General features: G+C 45.2%; 17 protein-coding genes. 11 read left to right on the forward strand and 6 right to left on the reverse strand.

Annotated elements, in window-relative coordinates; translation table 11 throughout:
- Positions 1 to 73: 73 nt before the first annotated feature.
- The 3 genes from V7R55_RS02060 to V7R55_RS02070 all read left to right on the forward strand — a co-directional run bounded on the left by V7R55_RS02060 (position 74) and on the right by V7R55_RS02070 (position 2,625).
- A complete protein-coding gene (locus V7R55_RS02060; RefSeq protein ID WP_334056892.1) occupies positions 74 to 625 on the forward strand; it encodes a type 1 glutamine amidotransferase domain-containing protein in 552 nt (183 codons plus the stop codon).
- Positions 626 to 716: 91 nt separating this feature from the next.
- The gene (locus tag V7R55_RS02065) at positions 717 to 1,409 is read left to right on the forward strand and encodes an SDR family oxidoreductase (RefSeq protein ID WP_334056894.1); all 693 of its coding nucleotides are present in this window, start codon (positions 717 to 719) and stop codon (positions 1,407 to 1,409) included.
- Positions 1,410 to 1,737: 328 nt separating this feature from the next.
- Positions 1,738 to 2,625, forward strand: a complete 888-nt coding sequence (locus tag V7R55_RS02070) for an SDR family NAD(P)-dependent oxidoreductase (protein ID WP_334056896.1) — start codon at positions 1,738 to 1,740, stop codon at positions 2,623 to 2,625.
- Here V7R55_RS02070 and V7R55_RS02075 read toward each other — a convergent pair.
- The gene (locus V7R55_RS02075) at positions 2,615 to 2,851 is read right to left on the reverse strand and encodes a hypothetical protein (protein WP_334056898.1); all 237 of its coding nucleotides are present in this window, start codon (positions 2,849 to 2,851) and stop codon (positions 2,615 to 2,617) included. The two genes, V7R55_RS02070 and V7R55_RS02075, sit on opposite strands and share 11 nt — an antisense overlap.
- A 330-nt stretch (positions 2,852 to 3,181) precedes the next feature.
- Between V7R55_RS02075 and V7R55_RS02080 the strand changes: the two genes are divergently transcribed.
- Together V7R55_RS02080 and V7R55_RS02085 are read left to right on the forward strand one after the other, a co-directional pair.
- Positions 3,182 to 6,436 (forward strand): WD40/YVTN/BNR-like repeat-containing protein, encoded by a 3,255-nt coding sequence (locus V7R55_RS02080; protein ID WP_334056900.1) that lies wholly within the window; start codon positions 3,182 to 3,184, stop codon positions 6,434 to 6,436.
- A 140-nt stretch (positions 6,437 to 6,576) separates the two neighbouring features.
- Positions 6,577 to 8,697, forward strand: a complete 2,121-nt coding sequence (locus tag V7R55_RS02085) for a TonB-dependent receptor (RefSeq protein ID WP_334056901.1) — start codon at positions 6,577 to 6,579, stop codon at positions 8,695 to 8,697.
- Here V7R55_RS02085 and V7R55_RS02090 read toward each other — a convergent pair.
- Positions 8,692 to 9,249 (reverse strand): PepSY domain-containing protein, encoded by a 558-nt coding sequence (locus V7R55_RS02090; protein WP_334056902.1) that lies wholly within the window; start codon positions 9,247 to 9,249, stop codon positions 8,692 to 8,694. The two genes, V7R55_RS02085 and V7R55_RS02090, sit on opposite strands and share 6 nt — an antisense overlap.
- 113 nt (positions 9,250 to 9,362) lie before the next feature.
- Positions 9,363 to 10,358 (reverse strand): hypothetical protein, encoded by a 996-nt coding sequence (locus tag V7R55_RS02095; protein WP_334056903.1) that lies wholly within the window; start codon positions 10,356 to 10,358, stop codon positions 9,363 to 9,365.
- A 214-nt stretch (positions 10,359 to 10,572) separates the two neighbouring features.
- On the opposite strand from V7R55_RS02095, the gene V7R55_RS02100 reads away from it, so the two are divergent.
- From V7R55_RS02100 to V7R55_RS02110, 3 genes are all read left to right on the forward strand, one after another.
- On the forward strand, positions 10,573 to 12,042 hold the full coding sequence (locus V7R55_RS02100) for a radical SAM protein (RefSeq protein WP_334056906.1): 1,470 nt from the start codon (positions 10,573 to 10,575) through the stop codon (positions 12,040 to 12,042).
- On the forward strand, positions 11,967 to 13,697 hold the full coding sequence (locus tag V7R55_RS02105) for a DUF1223 domain-containing protein (protein WP_334056908.1): 1,731 nt from the start codon (positions 11,967 to 11,969) through the stop codon (positions 13,695 to 13,697). Before V7R55_RS02100 ends, V7R55_RS02105 begins: the two co-directional genes overlap by 76 nt.
- A gap of 205 nt (positions 13,698 to 13,902) precedes the next feature.
- Positions 13,903 to 14,856 carry a dienelactone hydrolase family protein gene (locus V7R55_RS02110; protein ID WP_334056910.1) on the forward strand — a complete coding sequence of 318 codons (954 nt, stop codon included), beginning with the start codon at positions 13,903 to 13,905 and terminating at the stop codon, positions 14,854 to 14,856.
- Between the two features lie 39 nt (positions 14,857 to 14,895).
- On the opposite strand, the gene V7R55_RS02115 is transcribed toward V7R55_RS02110, so the two are convergent.
- Genes V7R55_RS02115 through V7R55_RS02125 form a run of 3 tightly spaced genes read right to left on the reverse strand, consistent with a single transcriptional unit; the run spans position 14,896 to position 18,648 of the window.
- On the reverse strand, positions 14,896 to 17,109 hold the full coding sequence (locus tag V7R55_RS02115) for a xanthine dehydrogenase family protein molybdopterin-binding subunit (protein ID WP_334056912.1): 2,214 nt from the start codon (positions 17,107 to 17,109) through the stop codon (positions 14,896 to 14,898).
- Positions 17,096 to 18,121, reverse strand: coding sequence for an FAD binding domain-containing protein (locus V7R55_RS02120; protein ID WP_334056914.1), 1,026 nt, complete (start codon positions 18,119 to 18,121; stop codon positions 17,096 to 17,098). The genes V7R55_RS02115 and V7R55_RS02120 overlap by 14 nt, the downstream gene beginning before the upstream one ends.
- Positions 18,121 to 18,648, reverse strand: a complete 528-nt coding sequence (locus tag V7R55_RS02125) for a (2Fe-2S)-binding protein (protein ID WP_334056915.1) — start codon at positions 18,646 to 18,648, stop codon at positions 18,121 to 18,123. Before V7R55_RS02125 ends, V7R55_RS02120 begins: the two co-directional genes overlap by 1 nt.
- 244 nt (positions 18,649 to 18,892) lie before the next feature.
- Here V7R55_RS02125 and V7R55_RS02130 point away from each other — a divergent pair, with 244 nt between their 5' ends.
- From V7R55_RS02130 to gloA, 3 genes are all read left to right on the forward strand, one after another.
- On the forward strand, positions 18,893 to 19,624 hold the full coding sequence (locus V7R55_RS02130) for a DUF1456 family protein (protein ID WP_334056917.1): 732 nt from the start codon (positions 18,893 to 18,895) through the stop codon (positions 19,622 to 19,624).
- A 93-nt stretch (positions 19,625 to 19,717) separates the two neighbouring features.
- Entirely contained in the window at positions 19,718 to 20,662 is a 945-nt protein-coding gene (locus V7R55_RS02135; RefSeq protein WP_334056919.1) for an alpha/beta hydrolase, read from the forward strand.
- Between the two features lie 31 nt (positions 20,663 to 20,693).
- Positions 20,694 to 21,242 carry a lactoylglutathione lyase gene (gene gloA / locus V7R55_RS02140; protein ID WP_334056921.1) on the forward strand — a complete coding sequence of 183 codons (549 nt, stop codon included), beginning with the start codon at positions 20,694 to 20,696 and terminating at the stop codon, positions 21,240 to 21,242.
- Positions 21,243 to 21,309 lie beyond the last annotated feature (67 nt).

The following is a 21,309-nucleotide window of genomic DNA, read 5'->3' on the forward strand; positions in this document are numbered from 1 at the left end:
TGGCGCTGTCTAGTCTTACTGGCTCAAGTGGTGCTACGGGTGTTCGATAGAACTATGAAAAGGAGTAACAAGTATGAGTAACATTCAAAATCTTCAGGGTAAAAAAATTGCCATTTTAGCAACCAACGGTTTTGAGCAAAGTGAGTTGGTCCAGCCTAAAAATATGCTTACTGAGCGTGGTGCACAGGTTGATGTTTTATCCATTGAAGATCAAACCTCTATTAAAGCATGGGATGAAGACGATTGGGGCAAAGACATTAAGGTTGATTTGCAGGTATCATCGGCAAACCTTGGTGATTACGACGCTCTTGTTCTTCCGGGCGGTCAGATAAACCCTGACGTACTTCGTACCAACGAAGATGCAGTGAACTTTATTAAGAACGCAAATAACACTGATAGCATCAAAGCGGTAGGTGCGATTTGTCATGGACCATGGCTACTAGTGGAATCGGGTTTAGCAAAAGGTGCAACGCTAACCTCATTCCCTAGCATTAAAACGGATTTGAAAAACGCAGGCGCGGATTGGGTAGATGAAGAAGTAGTCGTAAGCGATAAATTAGTCACCAGCCGAAACCCTAACGATATCCCAGCCTTTGTCGATCAAATTAGTAAGATGATTGCATAGTGTCTTTCGTACTTTTGGCTTTTCTTAATGGCAATAAGCTGTGAGAGAAAGAGATACACAACAATTTCTATAAGTTAAAACGGGAGACAATATGTCTAACACGACACCTTGCGACAAAGTTATTGCAATTACAGGTGCTTCTAGCGGTATCGGAAAAGAAACAGCAAAGCAGCTAGTTGATAAAGGTTACAAAGTTGCGCTTTTGGCGCGCAGTGAAGATAAGTTAAATGAATTAGTCAACGATTTGGGCGAAGACAATGCGCGCGCCATCAAGACTGATGTGAGTGACATTGACGACGTGAACCGCGCATTTGAGCATGTACATGAACATTTTGGTCGTCTAGATGGCGTATTTGCCAATGCTGGGCGCGGCGCAAAAGCAGCGGGTATCGAACAAGGCGATGTAGAAGACTGGGATGGCATGTTAGGAGCTAACGTCAACGGTTTACTCTATACCGCTAAAGCAAGTTTACCTTATCTTCGTAAGACAAAGGGCCACTTTATTATTACTAGTTCTGTTGCCGGAAGAATTGCCATTAAGGGTTCTGTTTACGGTGCTAGCAAATGGTTCGCCTATGGCTTGGGGCAAAATCTTGCTGAAGAGATGCGTGAGTGGGGCGGTCGATGCACCACTATCTGCCCCGGAATGGTAAACACGCCATTTTTTGACGAGCCTAAGGAAGATAAACTTCAGCCAGCAGACATTGCGAAGTCGGTATTGTTTGCACTAAGCGCAGACGACTCAGCATGTGTGCGTGAAGTTTATGTGATGCCCGCTAAATAAAAGTTTTAGGCAGATTAAAGACTTGAAAGAAGAGGCAGTCAACGGGCTGCCTTTTTCACTACCGAGTCACCGGTTTTCGCGTAATTATCTCTTCCATCATATTGGGTAACCCCGTTTACCATTATCTGACCTATCAATTTCGTGAAGCATTCTTAATTAGCCAAATAAAGTATTTTCTCTACTAGTTTATTCATAATCTAATTGTGATCAGAAGCGCTGAAGTGCTTAAAAAGCGTAAGCTAATTGAACGAAAAGACTTCTCTTATGTGGATGTGGAGAGACTCAATACGACAAGCCTGCGGCGCTATAACAATAATTGGAGTGTAGAATGTCTAATGAATTTGCGGGTAAAACCGTCATTATTTCGGGTGCCGCCGGTGGCATAGGGTTAGCGTTGGCTGAAGCGCTGGCAAAGCAGGGCATGAACATCGTCATGGGCGATATTGATAATGGGGTTTTGACAGAGTCGGGTAATGCGCTGCGTGAACAAGGCTTTGACGTACTGACCTGCGCTCTTGATGTCACCGACCATTCTCAATGGGAAGATATTGTTACCAATGCTAAAGAAAAATTCGGCAAGGTACACATGGTCATTAATAATGCTGGTGTAGGTGGTACACCGGGAAAAGTAGAAGACTCAGAGCATGAAACCTGGCGATGGGTTATGGATGTTAACGTAATGGGTGTGCTTTACGGCACACAAGCATGTGTGCCTGCTATTAAGGAACATGGTGAAGGCGGCTGGGTATTAAACGTGGCGTCCATGGCGGGAATGATGGGAATGCCGTATGCAGGGGCTTATTGCGCTTCAAAAGCAGCGGTTGTATCTATGACGGAAAGCTGGGTGCCAGAGTTGAAACCTTTTGGTATTCATACCTCGGTATTGTGCCCAGCATTTGTGAAAACCCGTATTCACGAGTCATACAGAAATAGGCAAGAAAAATACGCCGTAGCGGCTGAAAAACGGATTGATAAAGAAAAGCTTAAAGCTGGTGCCCAAGCGGCAACTAAAGCGGTTGAGTCGGGTATATCTGCTTCGCTGTTAGCAGAGCGTGTAATAGAAGCCCTTCAATCAAAACAAACGTATATTTACACCCACCCAAACTATCGCAAGGTGACTATGGCTAGGTTCAAAGCCATTGATGAGGCATTTGAAGATGCAGAATCAAGCCCGGTGGTAGGCCATTTAAAAGACGACGACATTGTTACGTTCTAAGAAATTTGTTCGTTAGTTTAATCCCCTGAAGACCGCAGGCTGCTTGAGTTATGCTGATAGACGCTGCCAAGTTAGCGCTATAAGCGTTAACTTGGTTGCGTCCGTTTGCCTTTGAAAAGAAAAGCGCTTCGTGAGTAGCAAGATAGTGAAGCTCTGCATTTTTACGGCGCGACGCGGCGTAGCTTCTGTAAAAAACTAAAGCGATGCTTACTAATACGGTAACCACTAGCTATAACATTAACTTTGCGTATCGCTCTTTCGATAGGCGAAGGTTGGCTATTTGTTATTCTTTTCGTGATGAATTTGACGCTCTTAATATACAAGTTAAAAGCACTGGGGGCACTTCGAGACTATTGAGCATATCTTACTGGTTTTGCTGTTTATTAATTAAAATATTAAAGAAAGCATAGTAAGTGCTGAATGTATTTAACTCTACTATTGTGCTGTTGGTCGTGTGTTACATTGTAACTTCAAGCAATTATTAGTAATGCTATAACTGGTTTACTAAAATTTAAACAGAGCGCCATGCTCTACCAACACACATTGGATAATAATAATGAGAAAGCTTCTTAAAGCGGCAGTTGCGGTGTCAATTGCACTTTCATGCTCACCCACCTACGCAGATAAAGACGATAGCGACGGCATATTCAGTAGCTCAACCTTTGAAGCCATGGAGCTTAGAAACATTGGGCCTGCCTATATGTCCGGCCGAATAGCCGATATTGCCATAGATCAGAACAACCCGTCTACATGGTACACCGCAGTAGGTTCTGGCGGCGTGTGGAAAACCACCAACGCAGGTACAACGTGGGAACCCATCTTTGATGACCAGCCTGTTTATTCCATTGGTGATGTAACCATTGCGCCAAGTAACTCAAACATTATCTGGGTAGGAACTGGCGAAAATAATGGCGGTCGACACATCAGCTTCGGCGACGGAGTTTACAAGTCATTGGATGGCGGACAGACCTGGAAAAACATGGGGCTGTCGAAGTCAGAGCACGTTTCAGACATTATTATTCATCCTACTAACCCAGATATCGTGTGGGTATCAGCGCAAGGTCCTCTCTGGAGTGGTGGTGGCGAGCGCGGCTTGTATAAAACTACCGACGGGGGAGAAAACTGGAAGCAAGTACTTAAGCCTGCTGATAAATGGACGGGCGTAACATCCTTACTTATTGATCCGCGCAACCCAGATAAACTTTACGCAGCAACGTGGGCACGTCAACGCTCAATTGGTGCTTACGTAGGCACAAACGAAGGCGCAGGTATTCATACTTCTAACGATGGTGGCGAAACCTGGACTGAGCTTAAAACAGGGTTGCCAAAAGGCAATATGGGTAAAATTGGTATGGCTATATCGCCTATAAACCCTGATGTTATCTATGCCACTATTGAAACTGATAATCGCGGTGGTGGCTTTTATCGTTCAGCCGATCAGGGCGCTAGCTGGACTAAAATGTCTGATGAAGTTGGCGGCGGAACTGGTCCTCACTATTATCAAGAAATTTTCGCGGACCAGCATCAGTTTGACCGTGTCTATATCGCGAGTAACTACAGTAAAGTATCAGATGATGGCGGTAAAACATGGACGCCTATTAATACTAAACGCAAGCACGTAGACGACCACGCCATGGCGTTTCACCCCACTGACCCAGATTTTGTTTTAATGGGGTCTGATGGCGGTATTTATATGTCTCACGACAGAATGGCGAACTGGCGTTTTATGGCTAATTTGCCGTTGACCCAGTTCTATAAAGTTGCGCCAGACGATTCAAAGCCTTTTTACAAGATTTACGCCGGTGCGCAGGATAACTCAACACAAGGCGGCCCTTCACGCACTATGCGAGAAGAAGGTATAAAGAACAAAGACTGGTTCTTAACGTTAGGCGGTGACGGACACGGCCCAGCGGTAGAGCCAGGCAACCCCGATATTATGTATTCTCAGTGGCAGCAGGGTAATTTAACTCGCGTAGATATGAAGACTCGCGAAGGGGTTTATATTAAACCTCAGCCACTTCCAGGCGACCCGGCAGAACGATACAACTGGGACGCGCCGATAAATGTTTCAGCGCACGACCCAGCGCGTATTTACTTTGCATCGCAGCGTGTTTGGCGAAGCGATGATCGCGGCGACAGCTGGACGCCGGTATCAGGCGATTTAACAAAAAACGGTAATCGTATGCATTCGCCATTGATGGGGCGCACTTGGTCGGTAGAAGCCGGTTGGGACTTATATGCCATGACCGAATTTCATACCATCGCCAACTTTGCTGAAAGCCCAGTGGATGAAAATATTCTATGGGTAGGCACCGACGATGGAATCATCCAAGTTACAACTAACGGCGGCAAATCGTGGAAAAAGATTGAGTTAGACGATATCAGAGGCATTCCTGCTAATTCGTATGTGAATGATATTCGCGCTGACTTGTTCGATCCAAATACTGTATATGTGGCGCTAGATAATCACAAATATGGCGACTATAAACCCTATCTTATTAAATCGACTAACTTAGGCAAAAGCTGGACATCGCTTGCTGAAGACCTGCCTGAGAAGCATCTTGTTTGGCGTATAGTGCAAGACCATGTGAACAAAGACTTGCTCTTTATCGGTACAGAGTTCGGTGTATTTTTCTCGGTAGATGGCGGTAAAGATTGGGTAGAGCTTGACGGTGGTATGCCGACCATCTCAACCCGCGACGTTAAAATACAGCGCCGAGAGAATGACCTAGTGGCCGGTACTTTTGGTCGTGGTATCTACATTCTTGATGACTATGCGCCGCTGCGTTCATTGACTGAGAAGTCTATGCAGCAAGATGCCATTTTGTTTGGCCCAAGCCGCCCAGTTAAATGGTTCCAGCTAGATGACAATCATACTGACTCTGACGGCGACGACCGCTTTGTTGCAGAAAACCCTGAGCATGGTGCAACTTTCACTTATTACCTGAAAGACAGTTTGCTTACGGCAAAAGAAAAACGCCAAGAAGCAGAGAAGAAGTTAATAGAGGATAAGAAGTACCCAAAATACCCTAGCTGGGAAGCTGTGGAAGCAGAGAACCAAGAAGCGGCGCCTGCGGTTTATGTTGAGGTACGCGACAGCGGTGGAGACGTTATAAAGCGCGTTGAGGGTAAAGTTAATAAAGGCTTACATCGCATCACTTGGGATATGAAGCACACATCGACGAGTCCGCTAACGGATAAAGAAAGCAAAGACAGAGGTCTGATGGCGTTGCCAGGCACCTACACTGCTACCTTGTTTAAGCGCGTTAATGCCAAAGTTACACAACTTTCTGAACCTGTTTCGTTTGAACTTAAGCCTATTGTTCAGGGTGCGCTTGAAGGTGCTACTTATGAAGAAATTACTGCTTATTCAGATAAGGTAAGCACAGCGCAAAAACGTGCACTTTCTTCAACGACAGTGCTGACGCAGCTTAAAGATACAATGGCTCTGTTGCGCACAGCTATAGACCGCACGCCAAATGATGTGGCTAAACTTGAAGCCCAATTTGCTGCGATTCAAGACGAGATAAACGAAGTGAATAGAGCGTTTTACGGTCTTAAATCTCGCGATAAAATGGGCATCAAGCCGGCGAATATCATGAGTCGCCTGCGTTATGCACGTTCTGCGTTAGGTTCATCTTATGGGCCGACACAGCAGCACAAAGATCAGCTTGGTTATGCTCAAGACAGCCTAGATAGCGTAGTGACGCGTATCAGCACCTTGCAAGACACTGCTGTACCTAAGCTGCAACAAGCTGTGGTTGATGCCGGTGGCCCTTGGACTTCTGGTCTTCCTGTCATCGCAAAATAGCAGCCGACTAGCCTAATTTTTAGTCTAGTTGGGCTTAGTACGCGGCAGTAGCACTACTGCCGCGTTTTTCTTTTTATTTTTAACCAAATTTTTCGGTACGTACTTCTATCATTCGTACGTATCGGCTAGTGAGACCTTTATTGTTTTCTTTTTTGCCAGCTCAACGTCCTTCAACGTTAATTGAAATTTCATCAGGTTTGCCTGCATCTATTACTTTGCCATCTATATGTTTCCCAAAGCTTTTTGCAGCGTTTTTGTTATCACTGTTAGCGACACCGAGTTTTGCCCAAAGTGAACCACCCAAAAGCGTTGAACGCTATACAGTAACGGCTACGCGCCCTTATTATGACGAGGCGCTGTCACGCATATTTCCTCAATATAAATTTGATAAAAAAAGTTTGGTTTCGCCGCTGCACACTAATGATGTCCTGCTTCAATCGCCGTCAGTATCGCTAAATGGGCAGGGGGGACAGATACAAAGTATTAATGTACGAGGGTATTCGCGGTGGCGCATTCAAACCTTGCTGGATGGCGTACCTATCATCAGCGATAGGCGCGCAGGTTCAAGTGTAGGCTTTGTTCCGTCTGATTTTATTTCATCAGCTACGGTATTACCGGGTGCTGCTTCCACTTATCTAGGCTCGGGCGCTATTGGCGGCGCGGTGAACTTACAGCTTGAATCACTGCAAAAGTCCTACTTAAAAGTAGGTTACAGCAGTAATCAGCAGATGAAAGCCGTGAGTTATGCCGGTACCAGTGCTGCCTATGGCAGCAAAAATGGCGCAAACGGCACAGAAAAGTCTGGGGTTACAGATTGGAACATTTCATATAGAAGCGCGAATAACGGTGAGGATGCAAACGGAAATACACTGCTTGATCAATTTGAGCAAACAGGACTGTTTCTCAGGCATAGACCTGACAACAGTATTGTAAAAGAAGCCTGGACACTATATTCAGATAACAATGATATAGGTAAATCCAGCAGTGACTACCCTGAAAGCAGAAGAACAATCTACCCAGATAATACCCACTGGCTCGGTAAAATAGCGTTTGAAGATAATTTATTTGCTGGGAATATCTGGTGGCATAAATCAACACTTGATACTTCGGTGTTACGACCAGGCAGTCGTATAAATGACAGTGAAAACAAGGCGTTTGATTATGGCTTAAATATCAATACAGATACGCAATTAAAAGACTGGGATGTAAACTGGCAGCTTCAGCTATCCGGTCGGGAAGGCGTTGTGGCTGATGAAAGGGAGTTTACGTTAACGCCAGCAGAAATCGTAATGCCCAACACTGCGGCCTCAGACTTTTCACTAGGTTCATTTAAGTCCGACCTAGCTTATGAAGTCCGTACGCTTGACGCCAGTGAAATTAATACTGCAGCCGTTGTTGATGCTTCACGCCAGTGGCAAAGCCTTTCACTTGGCATCGGTACAAGGGTTGATTGGCAGCGACAGTCTGATGATTCAAGTGGCAGCCCAACTCAGCCTAATGAAGCTCAGCCTAATAATGCCCAGCCCAGTAGGTCGCAATCAACCACGAATTTTAGTGGCTATCTGGGCGCAAATTATCAGCTTTCTCCCCATTGGTCAGCTAGCGTGTATGTTTCTAGTGCATTTCGAAACCCATCGTTAACTGAGCGTTTTTTTACTGGAGAAACGCCTCGGGGTACGGTGCTGGGTAGTACACAGCTTGAAACCGAACAAGCCCTTAATAAACAGCTAACCGTGGCCTATAGCGCAAAACACATTCAGGGCTCGATTGAAGTGTTTCATCAGCAAATTGATAACTATATTGAACGAATTACTGTTGCTGAAGATGTACTTCAATATGCTAATTTAGATAGTGCAACCATAGAAGGCGCAAGCTATCAGGTTAGCTGGCAATCACAAGATAGCATCGTAGATGCTCGACTTAGTGGCATGTGGATTAGCGGTGAAGATAACTTGGGAAATACCATTGCAGATATACCGGCAAACAATCAGCGCCTAGATGTAGGTGTTAATTGGCAAGACACGCGCTTTTTTACGGTACTAAGCTATCGAGCCAGTAAGACAGACATTGCAGATGGCGAACGAGCCCTTAGCAATGTTCTTACCCTAGATATTGGCGCAAACTGGCAGTTAGGTGAGGATATTCAACTTCAAGCAAGCTGGAGTAACCTCACCAATCAACGTTATTACACCAGCGCCGATGACAAAGCCGCGTTTGCTCAAGGGGAAAGTGTACAGCTAGCCATCACTTACCAACTATGAGTTATTAAGCGGCTGGCGGTATTTCTTTTTTCGATATTTGCTTTTCAGGGTGCTGTACAGCATAACAAGGCCGGTTACCCACAGTACAAAAAGTAAAAGGGCAGCGGGGAGAAACAGCCATAATTTGGCGCCTTCAAAAAACCAGCTGCCGTCATGAATAGCTTCGATGGTGTCTGTGCGGCGGTAAGCAACCTGAAGTACGTCGCCGCTTTGCGCATCAAGCTGTACTTCCCAGTGGTTCTTGCCGCGTACTTTTATGATGCCTTTTCCGGGGCGAACATCTAAACGGTCGATATCGTCCCACGTACTTAAGTTGACCTGAGGCACCTGCTTTACAGCATCAAGCACTTCCTCAAAGGGCAGCGTTGGCGTACTGTTTTGGCCTTTTTGCACTTTTTGCGTAGGCGGTTGGATCCAGTCGAATTCTTTTTTAACCTGCAATAACAAGCCGCTAGCGATAACAATGATCACAGGGATAAAAATAACCAGTGACAGCCACAAGTGAATACTGCGACTGTACTTGCGACTGTTTTTGCGAAAGGAAGCGGACATGAAACAACACTTAAAACAAAACGATAAATACACCGAATACTATACGGTAATCTTGATAGGCAGTAAAAACCGTCTAGCGCGATGTTTATCCGTTTAAACGGAATTATCCAGTGTCATTTGATTGCGGGGTGATTAAAGTGAAGCTTTGTATCGCAAGTAAGTGAAACAACCGACTCGGTTAATATAATTTCGCCAATTTCTTGCCAACGCGCTTTATCTATTCCTGCTTCGTTAAAATTCGCAGCAGATAAAACCCAAGACAGCGCCTGATTAGGATAATGCTGTAACGAAAGCTCGTCTCGAAAGTCATCTTTGTCTACCAGCGGTATATCTGGGCTTAATGCAGCTCTTAGCCAGTGAAGGTCTTGTATTTCGGTTTGTGTATCAGCTTTGCTTTTTACTTCAAGTTCGCGCTCTATCTTCATTTGTTTCGAAGTAGTTGGCGCTGAAAGGCTCAGCTTTGGCGTACTTTCTTCTGTATGCTGCGCCGGCCTTAGGTGTGCATCACCAATCTTTACCTCAGCTAAATGAGAAACGGGTCTAAACCGCGCATTGGCTTTTTTACCGCTAAACGCTTTATCGGCTTTCTCAAGGTCGCTTTCCAATCGATAGGCGGTAAGCAACTGGCTAAAGGGCGGCAGCTCACCAAGCGCTGGTTCGTTAGTCATAGGCAAGTTTGCAACATGCTTTGTTTTTGTACCGCCAAGGGAGTGCATAAGAAATATGTTCTCAGTAAGTGCACTATGGGCATAAGGGAAAAGCTTAATTGCTATTCCAAATGCACGCTTATCGCGTTGTTTTGTTCCGCTTAAACTGACGGATGCCCTAACAATAACAGGTACCTCTGTGCCCGCTTGAAAAAGCCCAGAGTAAGGACTGATTTGACTCATCCTCCATATACCGGCAAAGCAAATTCCGTTGGCTTGAAGTAGCTTATGACTGGTATCTAATTCGACAAAGTTTGCATTAGATGAAAGGGTTCTCTGAGCGTGTTTCAGCAGTACATTCTCGCCGTTGACGTCAAAGTGTTTGCGCGACACCTCATATTGCGGAAGGCTTGAGTAAGGGTCAGAAAAGATTAGGCTTTTCACTTCTTCGAACGCGCTCAATGGTGTTGCTATTTTGAATTGTGCTTCACTAGTTTCTGCATGACTTATTACACAATAAAACAATGTGGCTAGTGCAAAAAAACGGCATGCCTTGAAAGTATTTTTAAGTGTAAAAGGTCTTTGTTGATACTGAGTAGTTTGAAAAAGGCACATTGAAATGACGTGCTCCCCTAGTATCACAAGAAATCAACAGCTTGCTTCTACACGAAAGCGAATGGGTGAACATTTTACTCCCAATCAACTTTTGGGGCGAACACATACCATTGGCTGTGTTGCTGTTGAAATCACGCAAAAATGTAATCTTGATTGCACCTTATGCTATTTGTCAGAGCATTCGCAAGCAGTTCGTGATATTCCCATTCAAGAAGTATTCAAGCGATTAGCCAATGTGCTCAAACACTATGGGCCTGGAACCAGCGTGCAAATTACTGGGGGCGACCCTACGTTAAGAAAACGCAGCGAGCTTATCGATATTGTTGCTTATGCAGATAAGCTTGGCTTACATACGGCGCTATTTACAAACGGTATTGCTGCCACTAGAGGCCTACTCATTGAGCTTGCCGAAGCTGGGCTTAACGACGTTGCATTTCACGTAGACACCACCCAAGAACGCAAAGGTTATGATGATGAGCAGTCGCTAAATGCTATTCGTGAAGAATACATAGAACGAGCCAAAGGTTTGGGGCTCATGATCATTTTTAATACCACAGTACACACCGATAATTTCAAAGAACTGCCCATGCTGGTGGATTTTTTTGTACAGCACGCAGATGCGGTAAGTTTTGCTTCGTTTCAGCTACAAGCTGAAACCGGACGAGGCGAGTGGGGCGCACGAACGGATGTGGTCGACCCGCTTACCGTAAAAGCGGCAATCGAAAAAACAATTTCTAAAGTTTTGCCATGGGAAAAGGTACGTATAGGTCATAGTGATTGTCATAGCTACATGCCCACTTTAGTTGCCGATAATCAAGTCTATTCGGTAGTTGATAACGCGCAATTGTTTGCGCAATTTATTGAAGACTTTAAGCACATACAAACAACCCGGCAGCATGGTAAGGCAAAAATAGTAAGAGATTACATTCAAGCTTTACTTTTGCGCCCTCACTGGATTTGGCGGTTAGCAAAGGCAACATCGGCAAAGCTGTTAGAAATGCGCACTAGTTTAATTAACAGTCGCGGGCGAGTGCACAAGCTGTCGTTTTTCGTTCAAAACTTTATGGATGCCAGTGCGCTGCAGCAGGACAGAATTGATGCGTGTTCGTTTATGGTAATGACAGCAGATGGCCCTGTATCAATGTGTAAACACAACGCCGAGCGCGACGAACATATATTGAAACCACTTTCGTACACCAACCATCGCGGGCAGGTAAAGCAATACCAGCCATTGGGAGAGCGTTATCGAGAGGATAACGTGATCCCTATTCGACTGCTTGCCGATGATAAGCCGATTCACGAACCCAACGAAAGGTCATCGAATGAATCAAGCAGTAAGCCAGTTAGCGATGTAAACCAGGAGCTAACTCACGGGGTAAATAACGATCTTGGCGCTAGACCAAGTAGCGTTCCCTTAAATCAACAAACTTCAGCAAATAGGGTAAGGAAGAAGCCATGCAGTATTCTAATTCGCTCAAGTTTAACAGCGCTTTCGGTGACGCTTTGCGGGTGTTTGTTTCATGGGTTCTAGCGTTTTCCCTGTTGTTTTTTGTACAAAGTGTAAGTGCAAGCGAAAAGCCAAATGAAGTAAGTTCAATGACTGCTAACGCTGAAACCCAAGCGCTTTTTATGCTGAAGCAAGCTTACAAACGAGCGACTCAAGACTGGGAGTATGTATTAGCAAATTATGTTGATGAAGAAGGACGAACTAATTTTAAAGGCTTGTCTGAGGATATTGCGCCGCTCGAAAATGTTGTGACCTTTATCGGCTTTGCTAGCCCAACCGCAACACCTGAATTATTCACTTCGCCAGAAGAAGTAATGAGCTATCACATCAATAGTTACAATGCATTGGCAATGTTTGGCGTGATTGAAAAAGGTATTCCGGATGGCTTTACAAGTTTCTTCTCTCGCGCCGCTTTTTTTAAGTTTCGGGATGTGGTGATTGGTGGGAAGGTCACTAATCTATACGACTATGAAAATGATGTTATAAGGCCGCTTAACGAACCAAGAATACACTTCGCCCTTAACTGCATGGTGAAAGATTGTCCACGACTACCTAAAACGCCATTTTACCCAGAGTCATTAAATGAAACGCTAGGACAGCTTACCTATGAATTTTTCAACAAGCCAAAGCACTTCTATTTGGATGATAAACGCAAACGAGTGTATGTATCAGAAATATTAGACTTCTACACAGAGGACTTTGTTGCGTCGGGCAAAGCCAAAGATTTACCCCAGTACATTAACCAATATATCGAGCAACCAATTCCTGCCAACTACAAGCTTCGCTTTATTGATTACGACTGGCGTATTAATGCACAGCCGGAACAGACCAATACCACAAAATTTCAAGAAAACGGCTTAAAAAAGTTGCCTAGCCAAGCTTCGAAGAACCTCATCGTAGAGGCTGCTTTTGCGCTTCATTCTCGGGAAAGTATGAACGATGAACCTGAACCTGAGCCGCGAGCAGCATCGGAAGCCCCTTTTTTACTTACCAGTACGCCTAATCAAACGACAGTTTTAGAGCTATATACGTCTCAAGGCTGTAGCAGCTGTCCCCCAGCAGAAAAGTGGATTTCGGGCTTTGTAGATAGCGATAAATTATGGACAGAGTTGGTTCCTATAAACTTTCATGTGGACTACTGGGATTACCTTGGTTGGAAAGACCCGTTTGCTGATAGCGCTTTTAGTCAAAGGCAACGAGACTATAAGCGCGTAGGCAAAGCCAGCACTATTGCCACGCCCGGTTTTGCCTTAAATGGTCGCGCTTGGAACGGTTGGTTTCGTGGACAGCAGTTACCGAACAAAACCGTCCCTCTGTCTGGCGTACTTCATGCTTCGGTAGAAAACGGCAACATAGACGTGACGTTCAATAAAGCAAACGCCAGCAAGGATAATCCTTCACTAACGGTACATACGGCATTACTGGGCTTTGGCATAGAAACATCGGTAAAGCGGGGTGAGAACGCAGGGCGTAAGCTAACTCATGATTTTGTTGTGCTAGATTATGAAAAAGCGGTGGCAAGTAGCGAAACTGACAACACTCGCGGATTTCAGTATGAGACAAGCCTGCCTTTGCCTAGCAATTCGCATGTAGACACCACAAAACGCGCCCTTGTTGTCTGGATATCCCATGCTAACGACCCTTCTCCAATTCAAGTTGCCGCGTCTTGGTGGCAATAAGTTGCTAAGCTTATGTGACATGAGGGCTATTGCCTTAAAAGGGAATCGTGCCTTGCTTCTTTGGCTATCCCACGTACAGTAGATATTATCGACATTTTTCGGGGCACGGTGTTTGTGCTACCACTTAATACCACTCAGCAAAGATTAATACCCAGTGAGGGGGCAATTATCAATGCTGAGCGGTGTAAACTTAAGGTTTCAAAAAATGAAGCAAAATAACACCCCAAAACCGCGAAAAGTATTGCAAGAAGTATCGCAAGAAGCATCGCAACAAAAAGAACTTAACATCCCTCAAGAGGCGTTCGATTGGTACGATGAATATGCCCACGGGGATATAGACCGTCGCACGTTTCTAACTCGCCTTGCTTCCCTTTCAGTTGCTGGCCTCACCGTGAGCGCTATTGGTGGTGCACTTACTCCTGACTACGCCAAAGCAGAGCAAGTGTCGTTTAACGACCCAGCAATTAAAGCTACCTACGAAGTTTTTTCATCGCCCAAAGGCCATGGAGAGGGCGGCGGTTATTTAGTGCAGCCCACGAGCTTACCTGAATCTGGCGTGGCGCCTTGCGTTTTAGTGGTGCACGAAAACCGCGGGTTAAATCCTTATATAAAAGATGTAGCCAGAAGGCTTGCTAAGCAAGGCTATGTCGCTTTTGCCCCGGATGCGCTGTTTCCGTTAGGTGGTTATCCGGGAAATGATGATGACGGCCGCGCTATGCAAAAGAGCCTTGATAGGGACAAAATAGAGCAAGATATGGTAGCGGCAGCGCTGTGGTTAAAAGATCACAAAAAAACCACAAGTAAGCTTGGCGTGGTAGGTTTTTGCTTTGGTGGGTATATTGCTAATTTTCTAGCCGCCAGCATACCTGATAGGTTAGACGCTGCTGTTCCTTTTTACGGCACACCAGCCAAGCAGCCGCTAGTCGACCAGGTAAAGGGTCCTCTATTGATTCACTTTGCTGAGAACGATAAGCGAGTGAATGCCACATGGGAGAGCTATAAAGCCATATTAGAGGAAAAAGACGCTGAGTATGAAGCTTTTACTTATGCCAGAGCACAGCATGGCTTTCACAACGATTCAACAAGTCGTTACAGCCCCAAAGATGCTGAATTAGCGTGGCGTCGAACGGTAGACTTTTTTGATAGACATTTGAAATAACGAGCATAGAAGCGGCCCTTTAGGCCGCTTTTTTATTACTTAGTTTTTACCTGCGATTATTTTATCCATGGTAATGGGGAAGTCTCGTACCCGCACTTTGCATGCATCATAAATTGCGTTTGCGATAGCGGCACCGGCACCAGTAATGCCTAGTTCACCAATACCTTTTGCGCCTACTGGCGATGCGGCATAATCTGCCTCTTGTAAGAAATCCAAGCTAACTTCGGCAATGTCGCGATTGACTGCCACATGATATTCACCAAAATCTGGATTTACAAAGCTTGCCGTGTCCCTATGGTGATGGATCCCTTCAGTAAGCGCATAGCCTGCGCCCCAAACCATTCCTCCCTTTATCTGAGAAGATGCAGTTTTTATATTCAAAATTTGCCCCGCACTGAACATGCCGTACTGACGAAGAAGTCTAACTTCACCTGTGTATTCATCTACCTCAACTTCCGCGAAGTGCGCGCCGCAAGAATATTGCTCATCATCGCTTGTATCATCGCCGGATACTTTACCCATTGCTGATATTGGGAAGTCGTTTTCAGACATGAAATTGGCAAGTAATTGCGGCTTAGAGGCTTTTTCACCGTCATCTTGTACGTTTGGCACCAACTTTATTTCTCCATCTGAAATCTGCATGTCAGATTTGCTATGGGCAGGGGGGAGGGAGCTTTTGATACTAGTGATGAGCGCTTCACACGCTCTTTTAACCGCCGAGCCAGAACTCGCAGCGCCAAATGAACCACCCGAACCGCATGAGGCGGGGTAGCGGCTATCGCCTAGTTTTACTGTGACATTGTCTACCGACGTATTCAGAGTATCGGCGGCAATTTGTGTAAGAATAGTGTAGGTGCCTGTACCAATATCTGTCATATCAGTGCGAACCGTTACTTCACCATTGGCACTTAATTCAACTTCAGCTGAACTTTCCACCAACACATTCATACGCATAGCGCTCGCTACGCCATGACCGATTTTTTTACCCGGTGTGGGCTGTGCTTTGTGCTGCCACTTGAAGTTTTGCGCGCCTTGGCGAAGGCACTCACCTAAGTTGTGGGTGGTAAACCGCGTGCCTTTCATAGGGTGTACGACAGGCAGGTTCTTTATGCGAAATGTAAGTGGGTCAATACCTGCTTCGTGAGCAAGTTCATCAACAGCCGACTCAAAAGCAAGAGAGCCAATGGCATCTCCGGGAGAGCGGGTAGAGTCGATAAGCGGAAGGTCTACGTCTTTAACCCTATGCGTGCTCTCAATAAACTGTGATTTATAGGTAACCCGTGCGCCAGCACCTGTTGCTTCGGCAAATTCATAGCCTTTTGCTTTTGGCATGGCGCTTTTGTGCTGTACGCTTAACAGTGCATGGTCATCACCAGACGCAAGGTTTATGTGCTGAGTACTGTGACCGCGGTGAGGAGTGTTATAAAAGACTTGCCGTCTACTTAACACCACCTTTACTGCGCGCTCTAAATGCCTAGCCCCTATACAAGCGAGCGTAGCATCAAAATGAAGACCTAGCTTAGAGCCAAAGCCACCACCTACAAAGGGGCTTTGTACTACAATGTTTTCTGGTTCCATTTCTAGGGTAATCGCGAGCGCTTCTACAGCCGTTGCAATAATTTGCACGCTACAATAAACCTCAAGCTTGCCATCTTTAAAATCGGCAACCGTAGCGTGAGGCTCCATAGCGGCCGAGATTTGGCTTGGCGTGGTATAGGTTGTGTGGACGCTTGCGCGAATATCGCTTTGCTGTGGTTTATTTCCGCTTAATGCGTCAGCCTCAAACCCACCATCTAATGACTCAGGCTTTTGATTAGCATCATCAAACTCTGTGAGTAAGTCTGGTCTTTTACCATCTATGGTATAGCTGACTAGACTTGCAGCATAGCGTGCTTGCTCCAACGTATCAGCAATAACTAATGCTACGGGCGCACCAAAATGTCGAATGTGAGGTTCGTTAAGGACTGCGCGACTTTGAGTGAACCGGCTTTCATCCGCAGGCTTGCTAAATGGCTTAAGAGTACCTGCATTTTTATACGTGATAACTGCATGTACGCCATCGGCCTGTTCCGCTTGCTCTGTATTAAGGCTCGTGATTTCACCTGCAGCAGTATCACTTGATACAACCCAGCCTATTAAAGGCGTGCGCTCGCTCATATGCTCAGCAGCATACCTTGCTTGCCCTGTCACTTTTGCCGCGCCATCCACCCGGCTAACTGACGTGCCTACGGTTTTAACGTTATGCGTTGTCATATAAAGCTCCTTCATGCTCGGGGTGCTTTTCCTGATGTTTTGCTATCTCTAAAAGCACTTTTTCTAACGTCCTGCGCAATAGTTCTGGTTTGAAATCGTTACTGCCGTAAGTTTTCGCGCTTGATAATTCAGCTTCAGCCGCCTGCGATATAACCTCAGACGTTATTTCTGCGCCTTCAAGAACACGAATCGCCTTTTGCGGGTACCAAGGCTTGGTGCCTACACCACCAAAAGCAAGCGTAAGGTCTTTAACTCGTCCATCGTCAATTTTTAAGCCAGCGGCAACAGACACAAGGGCAAATGCATACGAAGAACGGTCTCGTACTTTGTGGTAGTACTGCGTGCCGTTAGCTTTCTTCTCTATGCTGACATGGGTGATAAGTTCATCTTCATGTAACTGATTTTCTATGTGTGGAGTGTCGCCCGGTTCACGATAAAAATCCCTTAGCGAAATTTGGCGAGTGCTGCCATTAGGTTGCTGGATATGCACTTGTGCATTTAGGGCCATCATGGCCACCGCCATGTCAGAAGGGTGGGTGGCAATACAATGGTCGCTGGTGCCAAAAATAGCATGAATTCTATTCATGCTATTAATAGCACTACAGCCAGTCCCAAGCTCTCTTTTATTGCAGGCTTTCGTTGTATCGTAGAAGTAATAACAGCGGGTACGCTGTAGTAAGTTGCCGGCCGTCGTCGCACGGTTTCTAAGTTGAACTGTTGCTCCACTTAATAAAGCTTGTGCAAGCAAAGACAGTGAGGGTTGCGTATGAGCAAACTTCGCTAAGTCAGAATTAGTCACCATGGCGCCAATATAATAGTGATTGTCGTCTTCGCTGATAGTGTTAGCGTTTCCCCATTTCGCTAGACTTACGAGAGTCTGAGGCGTTTCTACCTGTAGCTTCATTAAGTCTATCAGGTTGGTACCGCCGGCTAAAAAGCGTGAAGTATTGTCTAGGGGGTAATTAGCTAATGGAGTTTCGCCGTTGTAATGATGGAGATTAAATGGCTGCATTATTGTTTCTCCAAAGCGATGACATCTGTGATTGCGTCCACAATATTTGGATAAGCACCACATCGACAAAGATTACCACTCATGCGTTCGCTAATGTCTTCTTTGAGAGATGCTTTGCTATTACGAGAGCGGCTGTAAGTCACAGCGCTAGGGTCTTCATTACTCAACTCGCGAAGTAAAGATACCCCTGAACATATCTGACCGGATGTGCAGTAGCCACATTGAAACGCATCGCGCTCGATAAAAGCCTGTTGTAAGGGATGAAGCGCTTCATCTTCACCTTTACCAGTACCGTTACCTATACCTTCAATAGTTGTGACTTCAGCGCCTTCTAGCTGAAATGCAAACACTAAGCACGCGTTAATGCGCTCTCCGTCAGCAATAACAGTACATGCGCCACACTGACCGTGATCGCAGCCTTTTTTAGTGCCAAACAGTGATAAATGTTGATGAAGAAAATCTAACAGTGTAGTTCGCGGATCCTCAGGAAGACCGACGTCTTTCCCATTGAGATTTAACGTTGCCATGGAAGTGTCCTTTTACCAATAAGCTCAATTTCAGTACTCCAGAGAAATGAGCGTAACGAGATTTACAATATCCTTACGCCATGAAAATTAATTTGGTTTCACCTTGAGCCAATTGATGTCGCTTACTTTTAAGCCCGAGATAGATGCAAATGCTTAAGTGGTGTAAAATGTTAAAAAGAGCGGATGGCTCTACACCTTTAATCTATGCCGCTTATTGGCGACCTCACCTTTCAGGCCTACTTACATGATTCACAACGATGTTCTACGTCGCCTTCGTTATGCGTTAGCTATAAACGATACCGCTGCTATTAGCATTTTCAAATTGGTTAACTACGATATGGAAATTGACTATTTACATGCCGTAATGAAGCGAGAAGATGAAGTTGGCTATTTGCCGTGTCGAGATAAGATTATCGCGCTTTTTCTTGATGGATTGATTATAAAGAACCGAGGTCGACAAGAAGGGCAAGCACCCAAAGAGCTTGGACCAAAAGAGCGATTAAGTAATAACGAAGTACTTCGCAAAATTCGTATAGCAATGAGTTACAAAGATGAAGATATGATTGAAGTACTTCAATTGGCTGGCTTTAGAATTAGCAAAAGTGAACTTTCTGCACTTTTTAGAAAGCCAGACCACCGCAATTACAAACCCGCAGGCGATCAAGTGGTTCGTAATTTACTGCAGGGTATGGTGAAAAAATATCGACCAGATTCATCAGGTACTGGCCGCAGCGCGCAAACAAGTCTTAACAAGCCAGCCGCTAATGTGTCAGAAAAAAATCGGACAAACGATAGAAAACGCATCAAAGGAAATCCGAACGGGAATAACTCTCATACTAATGAGCCAAGAGTTACATCTTCGGCAACTAACAAGGCTAAGCGCGTAGTTAGCCAAAGTGCTAACAATGAAGCGCAGAAAGGCAAGAAGCAAACTAATACGTCTGTGTGGGGCGAGCTACCTGCTAAAAAGCGGTGAATAAAGTTCACCGCTAGATGGCTTCCATTTGCCAGAGTTTGATAGCTTGTTAGGCTTACTGACTTCAATCAATATTGAATGGAGCTGTCATTTATGCGGTTTACTTTTGGGCTCGCTACACTTCTTGGCATAGCACTAATGCTAGTAGGGTGCGGTACGACGAAAAGCGATAAAAAAGAAACAGAGAGTGAAAAGACCGAAACGCCATACGCTAATTTAGACGACATTAAACCCCAGTCGATAGTTTACAAGACGGTTAATGGCAAAGATTTAGCGCTGGATCTATACATGCCAACTTCCTTAGGAACTGCCCCCACACTCGCCGTATGGGTTCATGGTGGTGCTTGGATGAGAGGGAGTAAAAACGAAACTCTGTCTAAAAATGGTAATTTAGTCGCTTCTTTGCTCAATGAAGGTGTTGCGGTTGCGGCAGTAAATTATCGTCTTAGCGGTGAGGCTATTTATCCTGCCGCACCCAACGACATAAACGATGCGATAAATTTCTTAGTTGATAATAGCGATAATCTTAAACTAAGCGCTGATCACGTGATCATGATGGGACGCTCAGCGGGTGGGCATCTGGCTTCGCTTTTGACCACATCAAACAATGACGACGTTTCGTTTCTTAATGCAAAGCCGCGCTACCGTGTAATCGGTATGGTTGATTTTTTTGGACCTTCTGATCTTGTGGCTTTGCGAGGCAACAGCGGCAAAGTGGATCACGACGCGCCTGATGCCGCAGAAGCTCAATTTTTGGGTGAATCTCCACTGGTTAACGAAGCCCTAGCGCGAGAAGCCTCGCCGACCACTTATATAGATAATGAAACGCCGCCTTTTATTATTTTCCATGGACTTGATGATGGTGTAGTACCCGCTACGCAAAGCGAATTATTAAGTCGCCGCCTAGACCAGTTTGACGTGCCAAATGAGTTGTTCCTTGCTAAAGGTAATCGCCATGGCGATCCGGTATTTGATACCGACGAATTTGTCTCGAAAGTAGTTAACTTTGTAAGAGAAGTTAAAAAGGAAAATAACTAAATTTATTTCAATAAAGTAAAAAGGAAAAATTATGAGCCGACATTTCGATAAGGCCGAAGGCCTGTATGAAGAGAAAGATGCCGCCACACAAGGCTTTGTGTTCAACCAAACTATGCTGCGCATTGCCGAACCCAAGCGCTCGTTAGACTTTTACACGCGAGTGATGGGGATGACGCTCATTAAACGTCTAGACTTTGAAGAAATGAAGTTTAGTCTTTATTTTTTGGCGGCAGGTGATGATTTCTCTGATATTTCTGACGATGTAAACGAACGTACTCAGCAAACTTTTGGTCGTCCGGCCATGTTAGAGTTAACTCATAATTGGGGCGATACGCCAGAAACCGTTAGCTACCACAACGGCAATACCGAACCTAAGGGCTTTGGCCATATTGGTTTTCATGTACCTGATGCTGAAGCCGCCTGCGCCAGATTCGAATCCCTCGACGTTCCTTTTCAAAAAGGCCTCAATGATGGCTCTATGAAAGGCATCGCATTTATTAAAGACCCAGATGGCTATTGGATTGAGATTTTTGACGCGTCAAAAGTTGCTGAAACCTGTGCGCCACACTTGAAAAAGTAGCGTAAAGATTTTAAGGGATCTGGCGTGTTGCTTGCAGCGTTTAGTTAGCTGGAAATTTCAAATAAGT

The sequence above is a fragment of the Alteromonas sp. S005 genome, from assembly GCF_036864475.1.
Classification (GTDB): Bacteria; Pseudomonadota; Gammaproteobacteria; order Enterobacterales; family Alteromonadaceae; genus Alteromonas.